Here is an 18,175-nt window from a genome sequence, read left to right on the forward strand (position 1 = left end):
TTTCGCTGCGCGGTTCGCGCTCAATCGAGCGTGCAGGTCAGGGATTCGGGAAAGAGGCATTTCTCGCCCGGCGCCGTATAGGCCACGCGGTCGATCTGCATCCCTGCCGGTCCCTGATAGGCGAATTTTCCCATCCAGTCGCTCAGCGTGTCGGTGCCCCAGAGGCTGAAGAAGATCTTCTGGGCATTGACGGGGATTTTTGTCGGATCAGTCACCTCCTGCACCAAGTTGCCATTGAGATAGAAGCGCAGCCGCTCCTTCTCCCAAACGAAGGCATAGTCGTTGAAGGCCGCATTCGCGCCGCCCTCGACATCGACAAGTTTCTCATTGCCGCCCTTTGCGGAGATATACTGATTGACCTGCACCCTGGAGGAATCCTTGCCGAGCACTTCGAAATCGATCTCATCATGCGGCTTCTTGTCGGTCGGGCCGATATAGGTGAAGAAGGCGGAGTTCAGGCCGGAGCCCTCGGCCGTCTTGATCCGCGCCTCGAAAGTGCCGTAGCCGAAGCGCTGGCGCGTCTGGATTTCACCGCAGGCAAAGTCCCGTTCGCCGGTCTTGCGTTCCTCGAAGCTCAGTTCAAGCACGCCCTCCTGCACCGACACCTGATCCTTCGACCATGTGCAGTTCTGATGGCTGCCATTGTTCCAGCCGTCCGAAACGTACCAGAATTTCTGGTCCAGCCGGTCGAAGTTATCGACGAAGGACGGCGCGGTGCCGGAGGTCTGGGAATGGGCAATTGCGGGCATGCCAGCGGCAAGCACCGCGGCGACGGCGAAAATGTTGCAAATGGCTTTTGTCGTCATGTCACGTTCTCCTCTGGAGAATATCGGTCGCGCCAGCCGTCTGGTGCGATTGTTCCGTGGCCGTCCGTTTCGGTGGGCCACCGGTGCGGCTGCCGGTGAGAATGGCGTGCAGGCGCGGCAGCATCCGCCGTGCCCCGGCATGCGAGGTCGTCAGGATGAAAAGCGCGAGCGGCGGTGCTGCCATGTAGAAAAGCGGATAGAGTTCCGGCGATCCCGTCCGGTTCCACACCATCCAGAAAAGGATGAGCAGGGGATAATGGGCGCAGAAAATCCAGAAACTCAGGCCTTCCGTCTTCGACAGCGGACGCGCGAGGGGCAGGCGCACCAGCAGCGCCGAAATCGCCCAGGCGGCGGGAATGCCGCAGATCGCGGTCAGGCTGCGCAGCATGTCGAGCCAGACCGGAAATTCAGGCCCCGCCCGGTAAAGGCCGATCGCCAGCAGCGCCGTCGCGGCAAGGAACAGGACCGCGATTTTGCCCGCATGCGAATCAAGTTGACGGATGTCGACCCGGTGCAGGCTGGCGCAGATGCCGCAGCTGAAGCCGAACAGGATCGATTTCTTCAGGAAAATCCCATTGGCAACCGGAAGCACCGCATAGAGGAAGAAGATCAGCAGCGTTGCAGCCGGATAGCGCCTGATGGCGATGGCGAGCACCGGTGCAAGCAGGATGCACAGGATGAGGTCGCGCAGGAAATAGAGCGGCACGTTGATCGGCAGCGCCTCGGTCGAAAAGGCAAGCGTCGCCAGGTCGCGCGGGCTCGCATGGATCACGTCCGGAAGATATCCGAAGCCTATACCGCTTTTCTGGGCGAGCGCGACGAGAACCAGGAAGGAGAGGTTCCACAGGAGAAACGGCAGAAGGATCGTGCGCGCCTTCGAACGGATGGTCTTGCCGAAGTCGAAATCGTCGAGCCCGCGCCGAAACAGAAGATAGCCGGATATGGCGCTGAGGCAGGGAACGCCAGCGCGAAACAGGCTGTCGCCGAGAAAAACCCGGAGCCAGTCGAAGAGGCCGTTCGTACCGAGAAACGGGCTTGTCTGCGGATCGTAGGGAACATGAACGAAGACAATTCCCGAGATGAGCAAGATGCGCATCAGATTGATCCGCGATGAAATATTCGCGTCGATAACCAAGGCACCGTCCCCTGTCGGGCCGCTCTCTCCCCAAGCGGCGTTTTCAATCAGAGCAGATCAGACTGCACCGCGAAGATAGAGCAGCCCGTTCCAGAAAATATGGCGCCGCAGCAGAAAACTGGAGCGTCATGCTGCAATGCACGCAAAAACAGTGACTGGGATTTGTCGGCTCTGTCATCTGGTCATCCCGCCCCAAAAGCGAAAAAACAGCCCCGCTGTGGGACGTTGCGGCATATGCGCGTGTGTCGATAAGAGGGCTCTCAGTCACCCGGCTTGGCCGGAATCTTTCTCGGAAAAATACCTCGGTTTGCACCCTGCGGTTTAGCGCTTCTGCGCAGGCCAACCCCTTATTCTCCGAAATATGGCGCCGGCCGTCACGATCCTGCCATTCAGCCGGTGCCTTGGGTCCGATCCTGCCGTGGCTTTTTCACCAGCTGATGGATTTTCAAGAGCAGCGGCCGTTCCGTCAGGAAAATGAGGCCCGCATAGATGACCCCGCCGCACGCCGCACCAGCCAGAATCTGCAGCACCGGGTTCGGCAGCAGTTCGGCGCCGGCATTAAGCAGGAGGCGCACCGCCAGCGCCATGACGAAGGCGGTCAGCATCGGGCGGCTGCTGATGGCGAGGCCTTTCAGAAATGGCCTGCCGTCGGCGCGGAACACCACCCGGGAATAGCCTATCAGCGTCAGTCCGTTGACGATGCAGAGCCAGATCATCGCCCCGGTAAGGCCGCCGGTGCTGGCGCCATAGGCAACCGCCGCCGTGGTCGCCACTGCCCGGATGATGGCCGACCAGAACAGCGCGCGGCCATGGCCTGCCCCTTTCAGATAGGGAATGAAGGTGCTGCAGGGGGTCAGAATGCCCTTGGACAGTGCCAGCAGACCCAGCACCGGCCAGGCATAGGCCCATTGCGGCCCGAACAGCACGCGCATCGCCGGCTCGGCTACGGCCCAGAGGCCGAACATCATCGGCGCCAGGAGAACGGTGGTCACCTGGGTGCTGAACATCAGCGCCTGCGACCGGCGCTCCCTGTCGTCCATCATGCCGCTGAAGGCTGGAAACAGCACGCCCATCACGGCCGAGAGAACGATCTGGTTGGGTATGCTGGCAAAGCGGTTGGCCGCCGAATAGGCGCCGGCATCGGCAAGGCCGAGCGCGCGCGAAACGACCACCATCGGTGATTGGAACGTGATGAAATTGGCGACTTCCGAACCCATCATGCCGAGACTGAAGCGGCTGAGCGCCAGAACGCGCCGCAGTTGGAAGACCAGGCGCGGCCGATAATGCGAGACGGCGAAAAGACCGCAGAGGCGCACGAGCGCCGAGACGAAAAGCTGGGCCATCAGCGCCCAGACGCCCCATCCGAAAAGCGCCATGACGACGGCGACGACGGCGCCGAGCGATTCGGAAATCATGCTCCAGACCGCGTCCTTGCTGAAATTCATCCGGCGGGCAAGCAGCGCATAGGCAACGTCGCCGCCCAATTGCAGCGGAATGAGGAAGCTCATCACCCGCAGCAGGGGGGCCGCTTCCGGGGCGCCGAGAAAGGCGGCAAACAGGTCTGCCGAGAGGAACAATCCAAGCGCCATGAGGCAGGAAATCGCCAGATTTGCCCAGAAGACGGAATGGACCGTTTCCATATTCTCGTCGCGCTGGATGACCAGCGCCGAGGTCAGCCCCGCCCCGCCGATCATCGCCAGAAACTGCACAACGGTCAGCGCCACGGCAACGGCGCCGAACTCCTGCGGGCTCAGAAGGCGGGCCAGAATGGGCACCGTGACAAACTTAAGCCCGAATGTGCTTGTCTTGGATAAAATGCTCCAGCCGACATTGCTCGTGACGGATTTGACGTTAACTGCAGGGCGCATGGCGTAAATCCCGTGGAGGCGATGGGAGGATGAGGAGCAGGAAAACGGGCGCTCGTGAAAATGCCGGGACATGTGAAACGCACGTCCTGGTCTTCCGGCAGTCCAGGCCGCGACCTGATGGAGGAACCGGGAAGCATCTTCTAGGAAAACCGCAGGGGCAAAAAGATGGCGAAGTTTACAGTTATTATTCCCTACTACCAGAAACAGGCCGGAATCCTGCAGCGGGCGCTGATGTCCGTCTTTGCGCAGACCTGCCAGGATTTCGATATTCTCATCATCGACGATCAATCGCCCTTCCCGGTCGAAACCGACCTCGAAGGCCTGACGGAGCAGCAGCGGGCGCGCATTCGTGTGATCAAGCAGTCGAATGCCGGGCCTGGCGGCGCGCGCAACACCGGGCTTGATCATCTCGACGCGCAGACCGATTTTGTCGCCTTTCTCGATTCCGACGACCTCTGGACGCCTGATCATCTGCGCAATGCTCAGGAGGCGATGAGCCGCTTCGGCGCCGACTGCTATTGGGCCTCGATCACCGGCGGCGATGCCTTCTACTATCATTTCGACATGGCGGAACTGGAAAAGACCGAGACGGTGACAAGGCTTTCAGAAAGCCCGCTCCTCCTCGAAGTCGCCGAATTTCCGCGGGCCATGCTGCGCAACTGGAGCTTCCTGCACCTGTCTTGCATGGTCATCGGCCGGCCGCTGTTTAAGGCGATCCGCTTCGAGGCGGAACTGCGCCTGGCAGCGGAGGACGTGCTGTTCTTCTGCGATTGCGCGCTTTCGGCCGAGCGCATCATCCTGTGCAACGCGCCGGGCGCGGTGCGTGGGGAAGGCGTCAATATCTTCCACAGCATCGATGGCGATTCCCCGCAATTTCTTTCCCAGCAGTTCAATACCTGGGTGGCGCTCGATACATTGGAAGGGCGCTTTTCGCGCAAGCCGGCGGAAATTTCCTCGATCCGCTCCTACAAGCACACGGCCCGGCGCCAGGCCCTGTGGAGCCAGGCAAGGCGGATCAGGCGGCGGAAAATGCCGCAGTTCGGTCTGCTCGCACGCTGGGCTTGGCGCGATCCGAAATTGCTGCGCAGCGCGCTGCAGCTTGCCGCCGGAAAACTGTCCCGGTAGCCCTCGCGGGTGCCGCATTCTTGCGGCACCCTTTGAAGCGCGTGACCGCGCGCAGTTGACGCCCTTGGCGATGCATACAGGAGACGGTCATGGACCCCTATTACTGGGAATCCGTACACGGCAATTTCGGCGACGATCTCAATCTCTGGCTCTGGGATTTCCTCCTTCCCGGGCTTCGCGAGGTGCGCCAGGATACGCTCCTGGTGGGCGTCGGCACCGTTCTCAATCGCGCGCTCTTGCCGGCCGGCCGGCACAAGCTGGTGCTCGGCAGCGGCTTCGGCTACGGCGCCCTTCCCGATATGAGCGACAGGCGGGAATGGGACATACGCTGCGTTCGTGGGCCGCTGACGGCGAGAAAGATCGGCATCGATCCCAAGCTTGGCATCATCGATCCGGCCGTGATGGTCACCGAAATGCCGACATTCCAGAACCTGCCGAAAATCTATCGGAAAAGCTTCGTTCCGCATTGGGAATCGACCATCGCCGGCCTGTGGCCGACAATCTGCGCCACCGTCGGCCTCAATTATATCGACCCGCGCGGCGAGGCGAATGAGGTGATTCGCCAGATCGCCCAATCGGAACTGGTCGTCGCCGAATCCATGCATGGCGCCATTCTCGCCGATGCCTTCCGCGTGCCCTGGGTCGCGGTGACGACGTCAAGCAGCATCAACAGCTTCAAATGGTCCGACTGGGCAGAGACCGTCGGCGTCACCTACCGCCCGCGCCATGTCCCGGTATCCAGCCGGGCTGAGGCGATCATCAAGGGCGCGCGCTTCTGGGGTGTCGATTTCGACGCGCACCAGCCGCCGCCGGATGATCCGAACAAACGCCCGATCGATGAGGGCCTCCTCGTTGCAACCCGCGAACCCCGGCAGACAACATTGCGTCTTGCCGCCAAGCAGATGCTTGCCGCCCCCTCGACGCTTTCCCTTTGGCAGGCCGCACGCGCGACGCCGCAGCTTAGCGCCGACCATGCGCTGGCCGAGCGCAAGGAGCGTTTTCTCGATGTGATCGCCGGTGTGCGTCGCGATTATTTCTAGCTCGCGATCCTGATCCTGCAGGTCACGATCCGGCATCCGAGGGTGGCTGCAGCAGATAGCGCAGGGGCGCCATGTCGGGACGGCGCCGGAAGGCTTCCGTCTTGTCGGCAAATATTCCGGCGGCGATGGCCGGAACCGCGCCCGGATGCCGCAGGGCATGGCGTATCGCCGCCCCGGCGCCCGACTGACGCTTGATGTCGAGGAATGCCCGCAATTCGTATCGCCCGCGAATATGCTGCTCATGGCGGCGGATCAACGCCCGGGCCTGATCCGAGAGGCCCGGTTGCGAGAGAATGGCCTGGTCGGCCTCGTAAAGCCGTTTGAGATCGTCCGTCCGATGGCTGCCGCTCAGGGAATTGCCGCGAACGACGGCGCCGTAGCCGCAGCTATGGATGATCTTGTAGCGTGCGCCCCGTGCCAGGGCGCGGGCATAGAGATCGTAATCCTCGCCGAGCCGCAAGGCCTCCTGATAGCGCAGCCCGTGCCAGTCGAGGAAATCACGCCGCATGAGCGGTTTCAGGAAGCCGATTTCGCCGCGCCGCACGCCGCGCCTCGAAATATTGCCCTCGATGAAGGCATCCAGTCTGAGCAGGCGCGGCGCCGGTGGAAAGACGGCAACGGAAAGATGCGCCTCCGCCGCATGTTCCTCGTCGGTGAAGACGATATTGTCGGCGATGAAGTCCCAGTCCGGCTCCACAAGGAGAGCCCGCAGCCGGCCCGGCAGGAAAAAATCATCCGCGTCCAGAATGGCGAGGATAGGTGACGAGGACTGCGAAATGGCATGATTGCGGGCGGCGGCCGGGCCTTTGTTGTCATCGAAGCGCACCACTTTCAGCCGGCCGCTGCCATCGTCCTCTTTCAGGGAAATGCCTGCGGTATCGTCGGTGGAACCGTCGTCCACAACGATGATTTCAGCGGTCTGCGGCTCTGCAAGAGCTGATCTGATGGCGCGCCCGATCGTTTCGGTCGCATTTTTCGCTGCAATGATCACGCAGACATCCGCACTGGATTTCACGATCGCGCTCCTTTGTTTGGTGCGGCCAAACTAGGTTTGCCGGCGCCGAACGGCAAGGTGCGATGCTGCATGTGCGAAAGGATTTGCCATTTCCGCATGGTGACGGACTATGAAAATCGCGTCACGCCAAGCGGTGTCATGAATTCAGATGGCGGGGAGGATTGGACACCTGGATGGATTTGGCATCGCTCTCATCGATCTTCGAGGATGTGGATGATCTGGACTGGTCCACCGTCGCCGCGCGGCGCTCCTTCCCGGCTTTCCACACCAGAGCCAGCACGGCGACAAAATAGCCGATCTGCAGCAAGACCGCGCAAACAAGCGTCTGCCAAAACGTCGTCCAGGCGGAGCCGGTCAGGATAAAGGTGGCAAGGGCAAAAACGCCGAGCGCGCCGATCATGCTGACGAAGACACGGGGTGCGAACATCAAAGCGCCCCTGAAATCATGTCTTGCCGTGAAAACAACATCGAAAAACGTCTCCTCCCAGCCCATTATGAGCATATCGGACATGGTTTGTGGTTTCAACAAACGGTGAACGGCTAAGTTCCCGTGTTTTTACGTGCTTTTATCGAAGAAGTTCTGAGTTTGCGTTAAACGATGCTGCAGAAAACGCGCATTGGCCGTTTTCTTTCACCGTTGGACGCGCTCGCGGGCCTTGCCTGGAATGTTGCGGCCACGCGGCCACATTTCGGCCGGCATTTGCCCTAAACGCACAACCAGAACGGGATTTTTTCATATCGCGTTCCGGAGCGCCTTTCCAAAAGCTCCGGCGCGAATAAACTTTTGTTACAAATTTAGCATTTGCGCGGGGAAAAATGTGCAACGCAAAATAATGTTGCGGTGCAATATATTTGATAATTCGAAGTCTGGACTTCACTTAAATCCGGTATTTGGAGAAAAATTAAATAACGAAGGAAAGAGATTTTACGATACATGGCGTAAAAATCGAAGAAATCCTTTCTGTTGTCCAAATAGGCCTCGGGGAATATCAAAATGAAACTTGTCCGAGGCTCGGAGATTCCTTTTTTGATGGCCGTGGAGCTAGTGTGACAAATTTCCACTTGGACACATTCTTCCCCGCATTGTCGACCGGCCGGCGCGTCGCCTTTAAAAAGCAAAAACTGCCTCTAAACTCTCAGGCGGATCTGAACGTCATGCCCCTTGGGGACCCGACCAATCGCCAACCCAAATGGAGTTATCTCCCATGAAGTCTGCGACACGATCGGCAAGCTCGCCGTATTTTACGACCACCGAAACCGGGATACACCGGCCGATAGGGGGAATGTCAAAGAGGGGTTTCGATATCTTCGCGGCGTCGCTGGCGCTTATCCTCTTCAGCCCGATCTTCCTGCTCCTCATGGCGCTGGTGAAGTTTTCCGATGGCGGCAGCGTGTTCTACGGGCACCGCCGCGTCGGCCATAATGGCCGTTTCTTCCATTGCCTGAAATTCCGCACCATGGCGCCGGATGCCGACCGGATTCTGCAGGAGCATCTGCGGAAAAATCCCAAGGCCTATGAGGAGTGGCGGGCGTCCCGCAAACTTCAGGACGATCCCCGCGTGACCGCCGTCGGCAGCGTCCTGCGAAAGTTGAGCCTGGATGAACTGCCCCAATTGCTCAATATCATCCGCGGTGAAATGAGCGTCGTCGGCCCGCGCCCGGTCGTAGAGGACGAGCTTGAACTCTACGAGGCCTCGGCCGTCTTCTATCTCCAATCCCGCCCTGGTCTCACGGGCCTCTGGCAGGTCAGCGGACGCAATGATGTGTCCTATGCTGCCCGCATTGCCTTCGACACGCATTACGTCACCAACTGGTCGCTGGTGAAAGACATGGTCATCGTGGCCCGGACCATTCCCGCCGTCTGCCTGTCGCGCGGCAGCTACTGATTGCCGCGATCCTCTTCGGGACGATCGTTCCCGCCAACGGCCTCACCGGCCGCTATGAACGGAAATATCATGAAAACACGCGCCCACACCGGGTTCCAGATTGCGGATCGGCAAGGACGAAGCGCGTTGCGCTGCATCTTTCTTGCCGTCGTTTTCTGTCTTTCCGGCCTTCATCCGGCCTTTGCCGAAGACTATCGCCTCGGCGCCATGGACAAGCTTCGGATTCGGGTCGCCGAATGGCAGACCGCCGAAGGCGCCGTGCGTGACTGGTCGGCCATCAGCGGCGATTACATGGTGGGTGCCGCCGGCGACATATCCCTTCCCTTTCTCGGCGCACTGCCGGCCTCGGGAAAAACGACCGCCGAACTTGCCGACGAGGTCGGGCTGAAGCTGCAGAAACTGTTCGGGCTTCCCGACCGACCGTCCGCGTCCGTCGAGCTTGCCCAATACCGCCCGATCTACCTGGCCGGCGAGGTTCAGACGCCTGGCGAATATCCTTTCGCTCCGCAGATGACGGTTCTGAAGGCGGTAAGCCTTGGCGGCGGCCTGCGTCGGGCCGAAGGCGGGCAGCGGTTCGCCCGTGATTTCATCATGGCCCAAGGCGAATCCTCAGTGCGCATCGCCGAACGGAACCGGCTTCTGATCCGGCGCGCCCGCCTCAAAGCCGAGATCGCCGGGCAGAGCGAGATCGAGGTTCCCGCGCAATTGAAGGATGTGGCCGACGCGGCAAGTCTTGTCGAAAGCGAGACGGCCCTGATGGTCTCGCGCGACAAGAGGCTCAAGCTGCAATTGACGGCGCTCGCCGAACTCAAATCGCTTCTGAAAAGCGAAATCGAGGCACTCGGCAAGAAATCTACCACCCAGAGCCGGCAATTGATGCTGGTCATGGAGGACAAGGATCGGGTGGATGGGCTGGCGGAGAAAGGCCTGGCGCTCAGCGCCCGCAAGCTTGCCATCGAACAGAGGGTGGCCGATCTGCAGGCGGCCCTTCTCGATATCGACACCGCCTCGCTGAAAGCCAAGCAGGATGTCAGCAAGGCGAGCCAGGACGAAACAAATCTGCGCAATGATTTCGACGCGCAACTTGCCCAGGAACTGCAGAACACGGAAGCCGAGCTGGATACGCTGTCCCTCAAACTTGTTACCAGCCGCGACCTGATGACGGAAGCGCTGCTGCAATCGGCCGATACGGCACGCGCGCCCGGTGTTGCCGCGAGCGTCACCTACGCGATCGTGCGCCAGAGTGACGGCAAGACGGTCACGCTCCCCGCCAGGGAGGACACGCCCGTCCAGCCGGGCGATGTCGTCAAGGCCGAGGCCGTTCTCGGCAGCCAGTAACAAGGCGCGATACGGATAACGGCCGCCGGCCTCATGCGTCGGCGGTCTTCGCCTGCGCGGCGTATCCGCGCCATCACAAATTCGCATTGCTTTATCATCTTGTTTCATAGACTGCGCCGTCTCGGCCACTTGACTCCACCGCCTCCTTCTTTTCTATTCATGTTGTCAGACATCTTACACAACGGGAACTATGGCTGACCGATCGAACAGGAGGATTGCGTGAAAAAACTTTTCGCACAGCTGGCCCTTGGGGCGGCGGTAATTGCTTTCGCCACGATGGCGCGCGCCGGTGACACATTGGACCGCGTCATGGAAAAGAAGGCGATGGTCGTCGCCACCAATAGCGGCTGGCCGCCGCAGAGCTTTCTCGACGACAATAACGAGATGGTTGGTTTCGATATCGACGTTTCGCGGGAAATCGCCAAGCGCCTCGGCGTCGAGGTCAGCTTTGAAACGCCCGATTGGGCAACGCTGACCGGCGGACGCTGGCAGGGCCGCTACGATCTCGGCGTCGGATCGGTCACCCCGACCAAGGCGCGCGCCCAGGTCATCGATTTTGTCGGCATCTACTACTACAGCCCCTATGTTTACGTGCTTCACAAGGACAGCGAAGCAAAGACCCCTGCCGATCTCAACGGCAAGATCATCGGCGTCGAAACGGCCACGACATCGGAAGACTTCATCAATCGTCGCCTCGAAATCGACGCGCCGGGCCTGCCGCCGATCGAATACAAGGTCGAGCCCGGCGAAATCCGCACCTTCGCCGATTCCATGCTGCCCTTCGACGATCTTCGTCTGGGCGCCGGCGTTCGCCTCGATGCGGTCATCGCGCCGGAGCAGACCGCGCTGAACGCCATCAAGAACGGCTATCCGCTGCGCATCATGGAAGGTGAATATGCCTTCCGCGAGCCGCTCGTCGTCATCGCCGAAAAGGTCGATCCGGAATGGACCGCGAAAGTCGGCGATATCATCGAGGAGATGAAGAAGGACGGTACGCTCGGAACGCTGACCACGAAATGGTACGGCAAGGACTACAGCGCCGACTGATATGACCATCTCGCACGGGCGGCTCCTGCCGCCCGTGCTTTCCTTGTCGCCCATTCTGCGAGCCCATTCCCATGTCCTATCCCGATACCTACTACAAGCGGACCATGACCGAGACGAAGGCACGTGCGCCTCTCGCCGGAACGACCGACTGCGACACCGTCATCATCGGCGGCGGACTTGCCGGCCTGACGACGGCGCTGCAACTGGCCCGAGCGGGACAGAAGGTGGTGGTGCTGGAGGCCGAGAGCGTCGGCTTCGGCGCATCGGGCCGCAATGGCGGCTTCGTCAGCCCCGGTTTCGCGACGGGAACCACCGAGATCGCGCGAACGGCCGGTGCGGATGCGGCGCACAAGATCCACCTTCTTTCCATCGAGGGCGTCGATTTCGTGCGCGACACGATCCGCGATCTTTCGATCGACGATGCACTCCCGCAGCCGGGCATCACCAGCGTGCTGCGCTATGACGACGGCCCGAGCCTCAAGGCGCATGCCGAGGAGATGAAGCGGAGCTACGGTTACGAGCTGGAATATCTCGACCGCGACCAGGTGCGCGCAGTTTTGAAATCGAAGCGCTATTATCAGGGCCTGCGCGACGCCAAGGCCTTCCATATCCATCCCTTGAACTATCTGCGGGGGCTTGCCACCGAGATCGAACGTCTCGGCGGCACGATCCATGACGGTTCGGCGGCAACGGGTTGTGACCTGTCATCGGCACAGAAGCGCGTCCATACGGCCGGCGGCCAGGTGACGGCGCGCAATGTCGTGTTCACGACCGGCGGCTATACCGGCGCCCTTGATCAGCGCCTCAAGCGCGCATTCCTGCCGATCGCCACCTATGTCATGGTCAGCGAGCAGGCGCCGGATCTTATCCGCTCGGCCATCGCCACCACGGATGCGATCGGCGACAATCGCCGCGCCGGCGATTATTACCGCGTCGTCGATGGCGGCACCCGGCTGCTTTGGGGCGGACGCATCACCACCCGCGCCGCGTCCGCGGCGGCGCTTGCCGCGGAACTTCGCCAGGAAATGACCGGCACCTACCCGCAGCTCGCCGGCCTCAAGACCGAACTGGCCTGGTCCGGCCTGATGTCCTATGCGCGCCATCTCATGCCCCAGATCGGCGAAATGCAGCCAGGCGTCTGGCATTGCACGGCCTTTGGCGGGCATGGTCTGAACACGACGGCAATCGGCGGAAAGCTCGTGGCGGAAGGCATTCTCGGACAATCGGACCGCTACAAGCTGTTCAAGCCTTTCGGCCTCGTCTGGGCCGGCGGCATGGCCGGTCTTGCGGTTGCCCAGCTCACCTATTGGAAACTTCAGGCACAGGATTGGTGGCGCGAGCGCGCCGCCTGAAATCCGGAGAGAACGAGAACATGATCGGTCGTTTGATACTCAGCTATCCCGATGCCGCGCGCCGTACCGGCGGCCTGCTTATCCTTGCCCTAACGACGCTGGGGCTTTATGCGCTCGGCGTCAGTTCGGCCTGGCTGGGTTATCTGGCGCCGCCGGCCGCCGGCTGGCTGGACGAAAATCCGGCGCTCGGCCGCTTCGTCGCTGCTTTGCTGATCTCGCTGATCGTGGCTGCCAACTGGAAGGCGCTGCAGCAATTGTCGCGCCGGCAGCAGATCATCGGCGTCTGGATCGAACTTTTCGCGCTCTTGATGCTGTTCTTCTTCTCCTTCGACCTGTCCTTTACCTTCATCGCCAAGAAGATCGGCTTTCTGATCACCCAGGGCGTCACCACGACGCTTTATATTTCGGCGATTTCCATCGTCATCGCCACGATCATCGCCTTTATCGGCGCCATCGCGAAACTGTCGAAGAACGGCGTGGTCTATGGTCTGGCGACGTTCTACACCTCGCTGTTCCGCGGCCTGCCCCTTTTGATGCAGATCTACATCATCTATCTCGGCCTGCCGCAGGTCGGCTATGTCATCAGTGCGGTTCCGGCCGGCATCATGGCGCTTTCGCTGTGCTACGGCGCCTATATGACGGAAATCTTCCGCGCCGGCATCGAGAGCATTTCGCGCGGGCAGACGGAGGGCGCCACCGCGCTCGGCCTCAGCCCGAGCCAGACCATGGGCCTCGTCATCCTGCCGCAGGCCATGCGCGTCATCATCCCGCCGACCGGCAACCAGTTCATCGCCATGCTCAAGGATTCCTCGCTGGTCTCCGTCGTCGGCGTCTGGGAAATCATGTATCTTGCCCGCACCCTGGGGCAGACCGAGTTCCGCCATATCGAGATGCTGATCACCGCCTCGATGATCTACTGGGTCCTGTCCATGGGGCTCGAACTGATCCAGTCGCGCATCGAAGAGCGGTTCGGTCGTTTCAATGCCCGCTGACACGGCACTGCCTTCGAGCACGCTTGTCTCCGGAAAATCCAATGCAAGGGCGGCGCTGATCGTGCTCGTCGCCTTTGCGGTCTTTTCGGGAACCGATGCGATGGTCAAGCTGCTTTCGGCCCGGCTTGCCGTGCCGCAGGTGACCTTCATGATCACCGCGACGGCGCTGGTCCTGCTCGGCCTGCAATCGGCGGTGAAAGGCACCGGCCGCAGCCTTGTGCCGCGCTATCCCGGCCTTGCCTTCCTGCGGGCGCTGCTGCTTGCCGGCGATACGCTGCTCATCTACTACGCCTTTGCCATGCTGCCGCTGGCGGAGGCCTATCTCCTCGCCTTCCTGACCCCGGTCCTGGTCGCCATCCTTGCCTTCGTGCTGCTTGGCGAACGACTGTCGGCGGTCGCCTGGGGCGGCGTGCTCATCGGCTTTCTCGGCGTGGCGGTGGCGCTGCAGCCGGGCGTGGCGCCGCTCAACAGCGGCCATGCGGCGGCATTGGGCTCCGCCCTCCTGTTCGCGCTGTCGCTGATCCTGCTTCGCCGCACGAAGGCCGCCGAATCCGACAGGGCGCTGGTGGCAAGCCTGCTGGTCGTGCTCACCATCATGGCTTTCGTCGTGGCCGTTGCAAATGGCGGGCTGGTGGCCGTGACCGCCTTCGAATGCATCCTCGCCCTCGGCGCCGGGCTTCTGCTGCTTGCCGGCCATGCCCTGCTGGTGCGGGCTTTTCGCACCGGCGATGCCGCCGTGGTCTCGTCTTTCCAATATAGCCAGATCATCTGGGGCTGCCTCTATGGCAGCCTGCTTTTTGCGGCGCCGATCGAACTTCATACGCTGGCCGGGGCAGGGATCATCATCCTTTCCGGTTGGCTCGTCCTCAGATAACCGGGAGATTTCATGCCCACTTCACCAGATATTTTGTCGGAAATCCTGCTGCGTGGCGTCCATAAATGGTATGGCAGCTACCATGCGCTCGACGATATCAATCTGTCGATCGCGCCGCGCGAAAAGGTCGTCATCTGCGGCCCGTCCGGATCGGGCAAATCGACCCTGATCCGTTGCGTCAACAGGCTTGAAGCGCACCAGGAAGGCCAGATCCTGGTGGGCGGCGTCGAGCTCGACGGCGACGAACGCAAGGCCGAGGCAATCCGCCGCGAGGTCGGCATGGTGTTCCAGCAGTTCAATCTCTTCCCCCATCTGACGATCCTCGAGAACTGCGTGCTTGCGCCGATGTGGGTAAAGAAGATGCCGCGGCGCGAGGCGCGCGAGATCGCCATGCATTTCCTCAACCGCGTCCGCATTCCGGAACAGGCCGATAAGTATCCCGGCCAGCTTTCCGGCGGCCAGCAGCAGCGCGTGGCGATCGCAAGGGCGCTGTGCATGAACCCGAAAGTGATGCTGTTCGACGAGCCCACCTCCGCGCTTGATCCCGAAATGGTCAAGGAAGTGCTCGACACGATGGTCGAGCTCGCCGGCGAGGGCATGACCATGGTCTGCGTCACCCATGAAATGGGCTTTGCCCGCCAGGTCGCAGACCGGGTCATCTTCATGGACCAGGGCCGCATCGTCGAGGAAGGGCAGCCGGAGGATTTCTTCGCGCGGCCGAAATCGGAACGGGCCAGCCTGTTCCTGAGCCAGTTGCTCCACTAGACGGCGTTTAAGGCGGGCGCCGCGGCGGCCCGCCTCTTTCGCGATTTGAACCGATCAGAGCGGCTGCGGTACCTGCGGAAAGCCGCCGATATGGCCGCAGGTCGCGGCGGCCTGATCGCGGCCCGCCTCCAGGCACCCAGAGAGAGAAAGGCCGCCGACATGGGCGGCGATGAAGCCGGCGATAAAGCTGTCGCCGGCGCCGGTGGTATCCACCACCTCGACCGGCCGGATGCCGGTCCGCGCCCGCGTCCCGCCATTGTCCGCCATCGCGCCGCGTGCGCCGCAGGTCACGACGGCGATCCCGGCACCCTGGGCCAGAAAGGCCGTGATCATCGCCTCGGCGGCAGCCTCGTCCTCGCCGGCCGAGCCGAAGGCGATCGCAAGGCCGGCGACGCCGAGATTGGCCGGATCGGCATTGACGGAAATATCTTGCGAAAGGCTGACGCCGGCGGCCGCAAGCGTTCGCCGCAACTCGCCGCCATCGTCCATCCAGCCGATATGCACATGGTCCATGCTCTTCAGGATGTCGATCTCGCGCCTGTCCGGCCGGTAGCCGGCGCAGACGCCGAAATCCTCATGGCCGATGACGCGTTCGCCGGAGGCAAGCACGGCAATATCCGTATAGGCGGTAATGCCGGCACGGCTGTGCAGATGCGCGACATCCACGCCGTTTTCCGCAAGCAGGTCTCGTGTGCGTGTTCCGTCCCTGTCGGCGCCGACTGCTCCAAAATAGGAAGAGGATTGGCCAAGCCGGGCAAGCTGCACCGCCACATTGACGGCATTGCCGCCGACCAGCGATTGGGCAAGCGGCGGCAGGAAGCGGTCGATGCAATTGTCGCCGACGGCGGCGAAGCGGAAAATCGTCATGGAGCCTCGTCTGGTATCGGACGGCAAAGCCGCGAACACCTCTTGGCATTCGCGGCTTTGCCGTCTTGCTGTCAAGCGGTCGGGATCAATAGGCGACGCGCTTGTAGTAACGGCGCGTCGACAGCGGATGATTGCGCATGACCTCCAGATGGGCGCTGATGCGCTCCAATACGCAGGACAGAAGGGCAGGCGAGACGAGCGCGCGCACCTCATTGCTGATGCCGGGAAGCTCAAAGCCGGCGGTGTCGAGCACGGTCACCTTGTCGGTATAGTTCGGGGCGAAGTTTTCCACCCGGTCAGCCAGCGGCCGCAGCGCGTCCTCGCCCTTGAAGAGAATGACGCTGACGCCTTTCTCGACGAGTTCCAGCGTGCCATGAAAGAAGTCCGAGGCATGAACCGGGCGTGTCCGGATCCACTGCATTTCCTCGAGAATGCACATGCCGTAATAATGGGCCTGCGGCCAGGCGTTTCCGGCGCCGGTGACGATATGGTAATCCGATCCGGCAAGGATCTTGGCAAAGCCTTCCGCCTGCGGCTCATAGGCGCGCTTGACCTCCAGGAGAAGCTTGGGAAGCTGGGCGATCTCGCCGGCCAGCTGGTCGTAATTGCTGATCTCGCCGCGATGCTTCATGACCGAAAGAGCGATCAGCAGCGACTGAAGATAGAAGGATTCGCAGGACGTGTCGTCTTCGGCGAAATTGACGAAGACATGGTCGCCACCCTTGCCGAGCGGCGTTTCCTCGTGGCCGACGAGGGTCAGCACCGTCGCGCCGATCTCCTTCAGCTTGGCAAGCAGGGCGACACTTTCCTTGGTCGTGCCGGAAAGCGACGGCATGACGATGATGGATTTCTCGGTGAGATTGGCCGACCCCGTCAGGATCAGTTCCGCCGGCATGTCCAGGAAGGCCGGGAAGCGGGATTTGCGCTGCAGCAGCTGCGCTGCCGGCTGCATCAGAATGGCGGCACCGCCGGTCCCCAGGAAGAAGATATTCTCCGCGCCGGCGGCAAGGGCCGCGCCGATCACCGCATCGAAGCGTTCGGCCAGCGCCACGGCGCCCGTCTGGATGCGCACATATCTCTGTTCGTCAAAATTCAGCATGATTGGTTCTCACTGGTGGATCGCGGACTGTCCGCATATCGGGCTGACAAGGAATGTTGTAAGACAACTGACATCTTCGTTTTTTACTGTCAAGCCCGAACGCGGTGATTTCGTGGCGGAAACTGCTCCGGATTTGTCATCGGCCCGGCATATAGGCCGCGACGCAACTTGACCTGTGCAAATTTGTCAGACAAGAACAGGGGGACGAAACGACGACTGAGGTGATGATTTGGTCGAGCCCCTTCGCGATACGCGAACACTGGTCATCCAGCTTCGTGACCGCATTGCCGATCTCATTCATGACGAAGACCTGGGGCCGGGCGACAAATTGCCCACCGAGGCTCAGCTCACCCAGCGTTTCAAGATTTCCAGGCCCGCCCTTCGCGAAGCGCTGAAACTGCTGGAGCAGGACGATATCATCTATGTCGAGCACGGGCGCGGCCGTTTCGTTTCGGCCATGTCGGCGATCCGCGTCGAAAGGCCGATCACGGTATTCGAAAGCGTCACCGACATGGCGCGCCACTATGGCTACAATACCGTCAACAAGGTCTTGTCCATTGCCGAGGAGACGCCCGACAAGACGACGGCGGAAAAGCTGAAGCTGGCCGCCGGCGAGCGGGTGATCCGCATCGAGCGGCTGCGGCTGCAGGACGACGAGCCGATCATGTATTGCCTCGATTACGTTCCACGCAGCATCATTCCAACGCGGCTCTACGATATAGACTGGAGCGGCTCGCTGCTGGCGCTGCTCGAGCAATACCGGCAGCGGCCGCGGATGTCGGCGGCCACCGTCTCGGCCGTCATGCTGCCGGATGACGTCGTCGAGCGCAACGACCTGCGCGATTTCGGCCCCGCCCTGCTGATCACCGAAACCTGCTACAGCGCAGCGGGCGTGCCCGTCGTTCTTGCGATCGACTATCATCGCGGCAGCCATTTTTCTTTCAGCCTCGCCCGCAAATAGCGGCG

General features: G+C 61.4%; 17 protein-coding genes. 10 read left to right on the forward strand and 7 right to left on the reverse strand.

Annotation, left to right across the window (positions count from 1 at the left end):
- Nucleotides 1-20: 20 nt before the first annotated feature.
- The 3 genes from ASD31_RS20625 to ASD31_RS20635 all read right to left on the reverse strand — a co-directional run bounded on the left by ASD31_RS20625 (nt 21) and on the right by ASD31_RS20635 (nt 3,809).
- Nucleotides 21-749: a glycoside hydrolase family 16 protein gene (locus ASD31_RS20625; RefSeq protein WP_244483929.1), complete on the reverse strand. Its 729-nt coding sequence runs from the start codon at nt 747-749 to the stop codon at nt 21-23.
- 58 nt (nt 750-807) lie between these two features.
- Nucleotides 808-1,902, reverse strand: a complete 1,095-nt coding sequence (locus ASD31_RS20630) for an acyltransferase family protein (RefSeq protein WP_274534276.1) — start codon at nt 1,900-1,902, stop codon at nt 808-810.
- 428 nt (nt 1,903-2,330) lie between these two features.
- On the reverse strand, nt 2,331-3,809 hold the full coding sequence (locus ASD31_RS20635; RefSeq protein ID WP_056338519.1) for a lipopolysaccharide biosynthesis protein: 1,479 nt from the start codon (nt 3,807-3,809) through the stop codon (nt 2,331-2,333).
- 165 nt (nt 3,810-3,974) lie between these two features.
- Here ASD31_RS20635 and ASD31_RS20640 point away from each other — a divergent pair, with 165 nt between their 5' ends.
- Together ASD31_RS20640 and ASD31_RS20645 are read left to right on the forward strand one after the other, a co-directional pair.
- On the forward strand, nt 3,975-4,934 hold the full coding sequence (locus ASD31_RS20640; RefSeq protein ID WP_056338523.1) for a glycosyltransferase family 2 protein: 960 nt from the start codon (nt 3,975-3,977) through the stop codon (nt 4,932-4,934).
- 89 nt (nt 4,935-5,023) lie between these two features.
- Nucleotides 5,024-5,974, forward strand: coding sequence for a polysaccharide pyruvyl transferase family protein (locus ASD31_RS20645; protein WP_056338525.1), 951 nt, complete (start codon nt 5,024-5,026; stop codon nt 5,972-5,974).
- Between the two features lie 22 nt (nt 5,975-5,996).
- On the opposite strand, the gene ASD31_RS20650 is transcribed toward ASD31_RS20645, so the two are convergent.
- Both ASD31_RS20650 and ASD31_RS20655 read right to left on the reverse strand, forming a co-directional pair.
- Entirely contained in the window at nt 5,997-6,989 is a 993-nt protein-coding gene (locus tag ASD31_RS20650) for a glycosyltransferase family 2 protein (protein ID WP_056338528.1), read from the reverse strand.
- Nucleotides 6,990-7,125: 136 nt separating this feature from the next.
- Entirely contained in the window at nt 7,126-7,416 is a 291-nt protein-coding gene (locus tag ASD31_RS20655; RefSeq protein ID WP_056339105.1) for an exopolysaccharide production repressor protein, read from the reverse strand.
- A 778-nt stretch (nt 7,417-8,194) separates the two neighbouring features.
- On the opposite strand from ASD31_RS20655, the gene ASD31_RS20660 reads away from it, so the two are divergent.
- From ASD31_RS20660 to ASD31_RS20690, 7 genes are all read left to right on the forward strand, one after another.
- Complete coding sequence (locus tag ASD31_RS20660; protein WP_056338531.1) at nt 8,195-8,875, forward strand: sugar transferase; 681 nt, start codon at nt 8,195-8,197, stop codon at nt 8,873-8,875.
- Between the two features lie 69 nt (nt 8,876-8,944).
- Nucleotides 8,945-10,213, forward strand: coding sequence for a polysaccharide biosynthesis/export family protein (locus ASD31_RS20665; protein ID WP_082520654.1), 1,269 nt, complete (start codon nt 8,945-8,947; stop codon nt 10,211-10,213).
- 219 nt (nt 10,214-10,432) lie between these two features.
- Nucleotides 10,433-11,260 (forward strand): transporter substrate-binding domain-containing protein, encoded by an 828-nt coding sequence (locus tag ASD31_RS20670; protein ID WP_056338534.1) that lies wholly within the window; start codon nt 10,433-10,435, stop codon nt 11,258-11,260.
- A gap of 71 nt (nt 11,261-11,331) precedes the next feature.
- A complete protein-coding gene (locus ASD31_RS20675) occupies nt 11,332-12,612 on the forward strand; it encodes an NAD(P)/FAD-dependent oxidoreductase (protein WP_056338537.1) in 1,281 nt (426 codons plus the stop codon).
- Between the two features lie 20 nt (nt 12,613-12,632).
- A complete protein-coding gene (locus ASD31_RS20680) occupies nt 12,633-13,604 on the forward strand; it encodes an amino acid ABC transporter permease (protein ID WP_056339108.1) in 972 nt (323 codons plus the stop codon).
- Nucleotides 13,594-14,478, forward strand: a complete 885-nt coding sequence (locus tag ASD31_RS20685) for a DMT family transporter (protein ID WP_056338540.1) — start codon at nt 13,594-13,596, stop codon at nt 14,476-14,478. Before ASD31_RS20680 ends, ASD31_RS20685 begins: the two co-directional genes overlap by 11 nt.
- A 12-nt stretch (nt 14,479-14,490) precedes the next feature.
- Nucleotides 14,491-15,243, forward strand: coding sequence for an amino acid ABC transporter ATP-binding protein (locus tag ASD31_RS20690; RefSeq protein ID WP_056338543.1), 753 nt, complete (start codon nt 14,491-14,493; stop codon nt 15,241-15,243).
- A 54-nt stretch (nt 15,244-15,297) separates the two neighbouring features.
- Here the strand turns inward: ASD31_RS20690 and ASD31_RS20695 are convergent, their stop codons facing one another.
- Both ASD31_RS20695 and ASD31_RS20700 read right to left on the reverse strand, forming a co-directional pair.
- The gene (locus tag ASD31_RS20695; RefSeq protein WP_056338546.1) at nt 15,298-16,110 is read right to left on the reverse strand and encodes a PfkB family carbohydrate kinase; all 813 of its coding nucleotides are present in this window, start codon (nt 16,108-16,110) and stop codon (nt 15,298-15,300) included.
- 85 nt (nt 16,111-16,195) lie between these two features.
- Entirely contained in the window at nt 16,196-17,209 is a 1,014-nt protein-coding gene (locus tag ASD31_RS20700) for an SIS domain-containing protein (protein ID WP_056338549.1), read from the reverse strand.
- Nucleotides 17,210-17,438: 229 nt separating this feature from the next.
- Here ASD31_RS20700 and ASD31_RS20705 point away from each other — a divergent pair, with 229 nt between their 5' ends.
- Complete coding sequence (locus ASD31_RS20705) at nt 17,439-18,170, forward strand: GntR family transcriptional regulator (protein ID WP_056338552.1); 732 nt, start codon at nt 17,439-17,441, stop codon at nt 18,168-18,170.
- Nucleotides 18,171-18,175: the final 5 nt, after the last annotated feature.

Source organism: Rhizobium sp. Root482, assembly GCF_001426565.1.
Lineage (GTDB): Bacteria > Pseudomonadota > Alphaproteobacteria > Rhizobiales > Rhizobiaceae > Pararhizobium.

Coding starts and splice junctions, on each gene's coding strand:
- ASD31_RS20625 (WP_244483929.1), bottom strand. CDS start 749: ATGCCCGCAATTGCCCATTCCCAGACCTCCGGCACCGCGCCGTCCTTC.
- ASD31_RS20630 (WP_274534276.1), bottom strand. CDS start 1,902: ATGCGCATCTTGCTCATCTCGGGAATTGTCTTCGTTCATGTTCCCTAC.
- ASD31_RS20635 (WP_056338519.1), bottom strand. CDS start 3,809: ATGCGCCCTGCAGTTAACGTCAAATCCGTCACGAGCAATGTCGGCTGG.
- ASD31_RS20640 (WP_056338523.1), top strand. CDS start 3,975: ATGGCGAAGTTTACAGTTATTATTCCCTACTACCAGAAACAGGCCGGA.
- ASD31_RS20645 (WP_056338525.1), top strand. CDS start 5,024: ATGGACCCCTATTACTGGGAATCCGTACACGGCAATTTCGGCGACGAT.
- ASD31_RS20655 (WP_056339105.1), bottom strand. CDS start 7,416: ATGTTCGCACCCCGTGTCTTCGTCAGCATGATCGGCGCGCTCGGCGTT.
- ASD31_RS20660 (WP_056338531.1), top strand. CDS start 8,195: ATGAAGTCTGCGACACGATCGGCAAGCTCGCCGTATTTTACGACCACC.
- ASD31_RS20665 (WP_082520654.1), top strand. CDS start 8,945: ATGAAAACACGCGCCCACACCGGGTTCCAGATTGCGGATCGGCAAGGA.
- ASD31_RS20675 (WP_056338537.1), top strand. CDS start 11,332: ATGTCCTATCCCGATACCTACTACAAGCGGACCATGACCGAGACGAAG.
- ASD31_RS20680 (WP_056339108.1), top strand. CDS start 12,633: ATGATCGGTCGTTTGATACTCAGCTATCCCGATGCCGCGCGCCGTACC.
- ASD31_RS20685 (WP_056338540.1), top strand. CDS start 13,594: ATGCCCGCTGACACGGCACTGCCTTCGAGCACGCTTGTCTCCGGAAAA.
- ASD31_RS20690 (WP_056338543.1), top strand. CDS start 14,491: ATGCCCACTTCACCAGATATTTTGTCGGAAATCCTGCTGCGTGGCGTC.
- ASD31_RS20695 (WP_056338546.1), bottom strand. CDS start 16,110: ATGACGATTTTCCGCTTCGCCGCCGTCGGCGACAATTGCATCGACCGC.
- ASD31_RS20700 (WP_056338549.1), bottom strand. CDS start 17,209: ATGCTGAATTTTGACGAACAGAGATATGTGCGCATCCAGACGGGCGCC.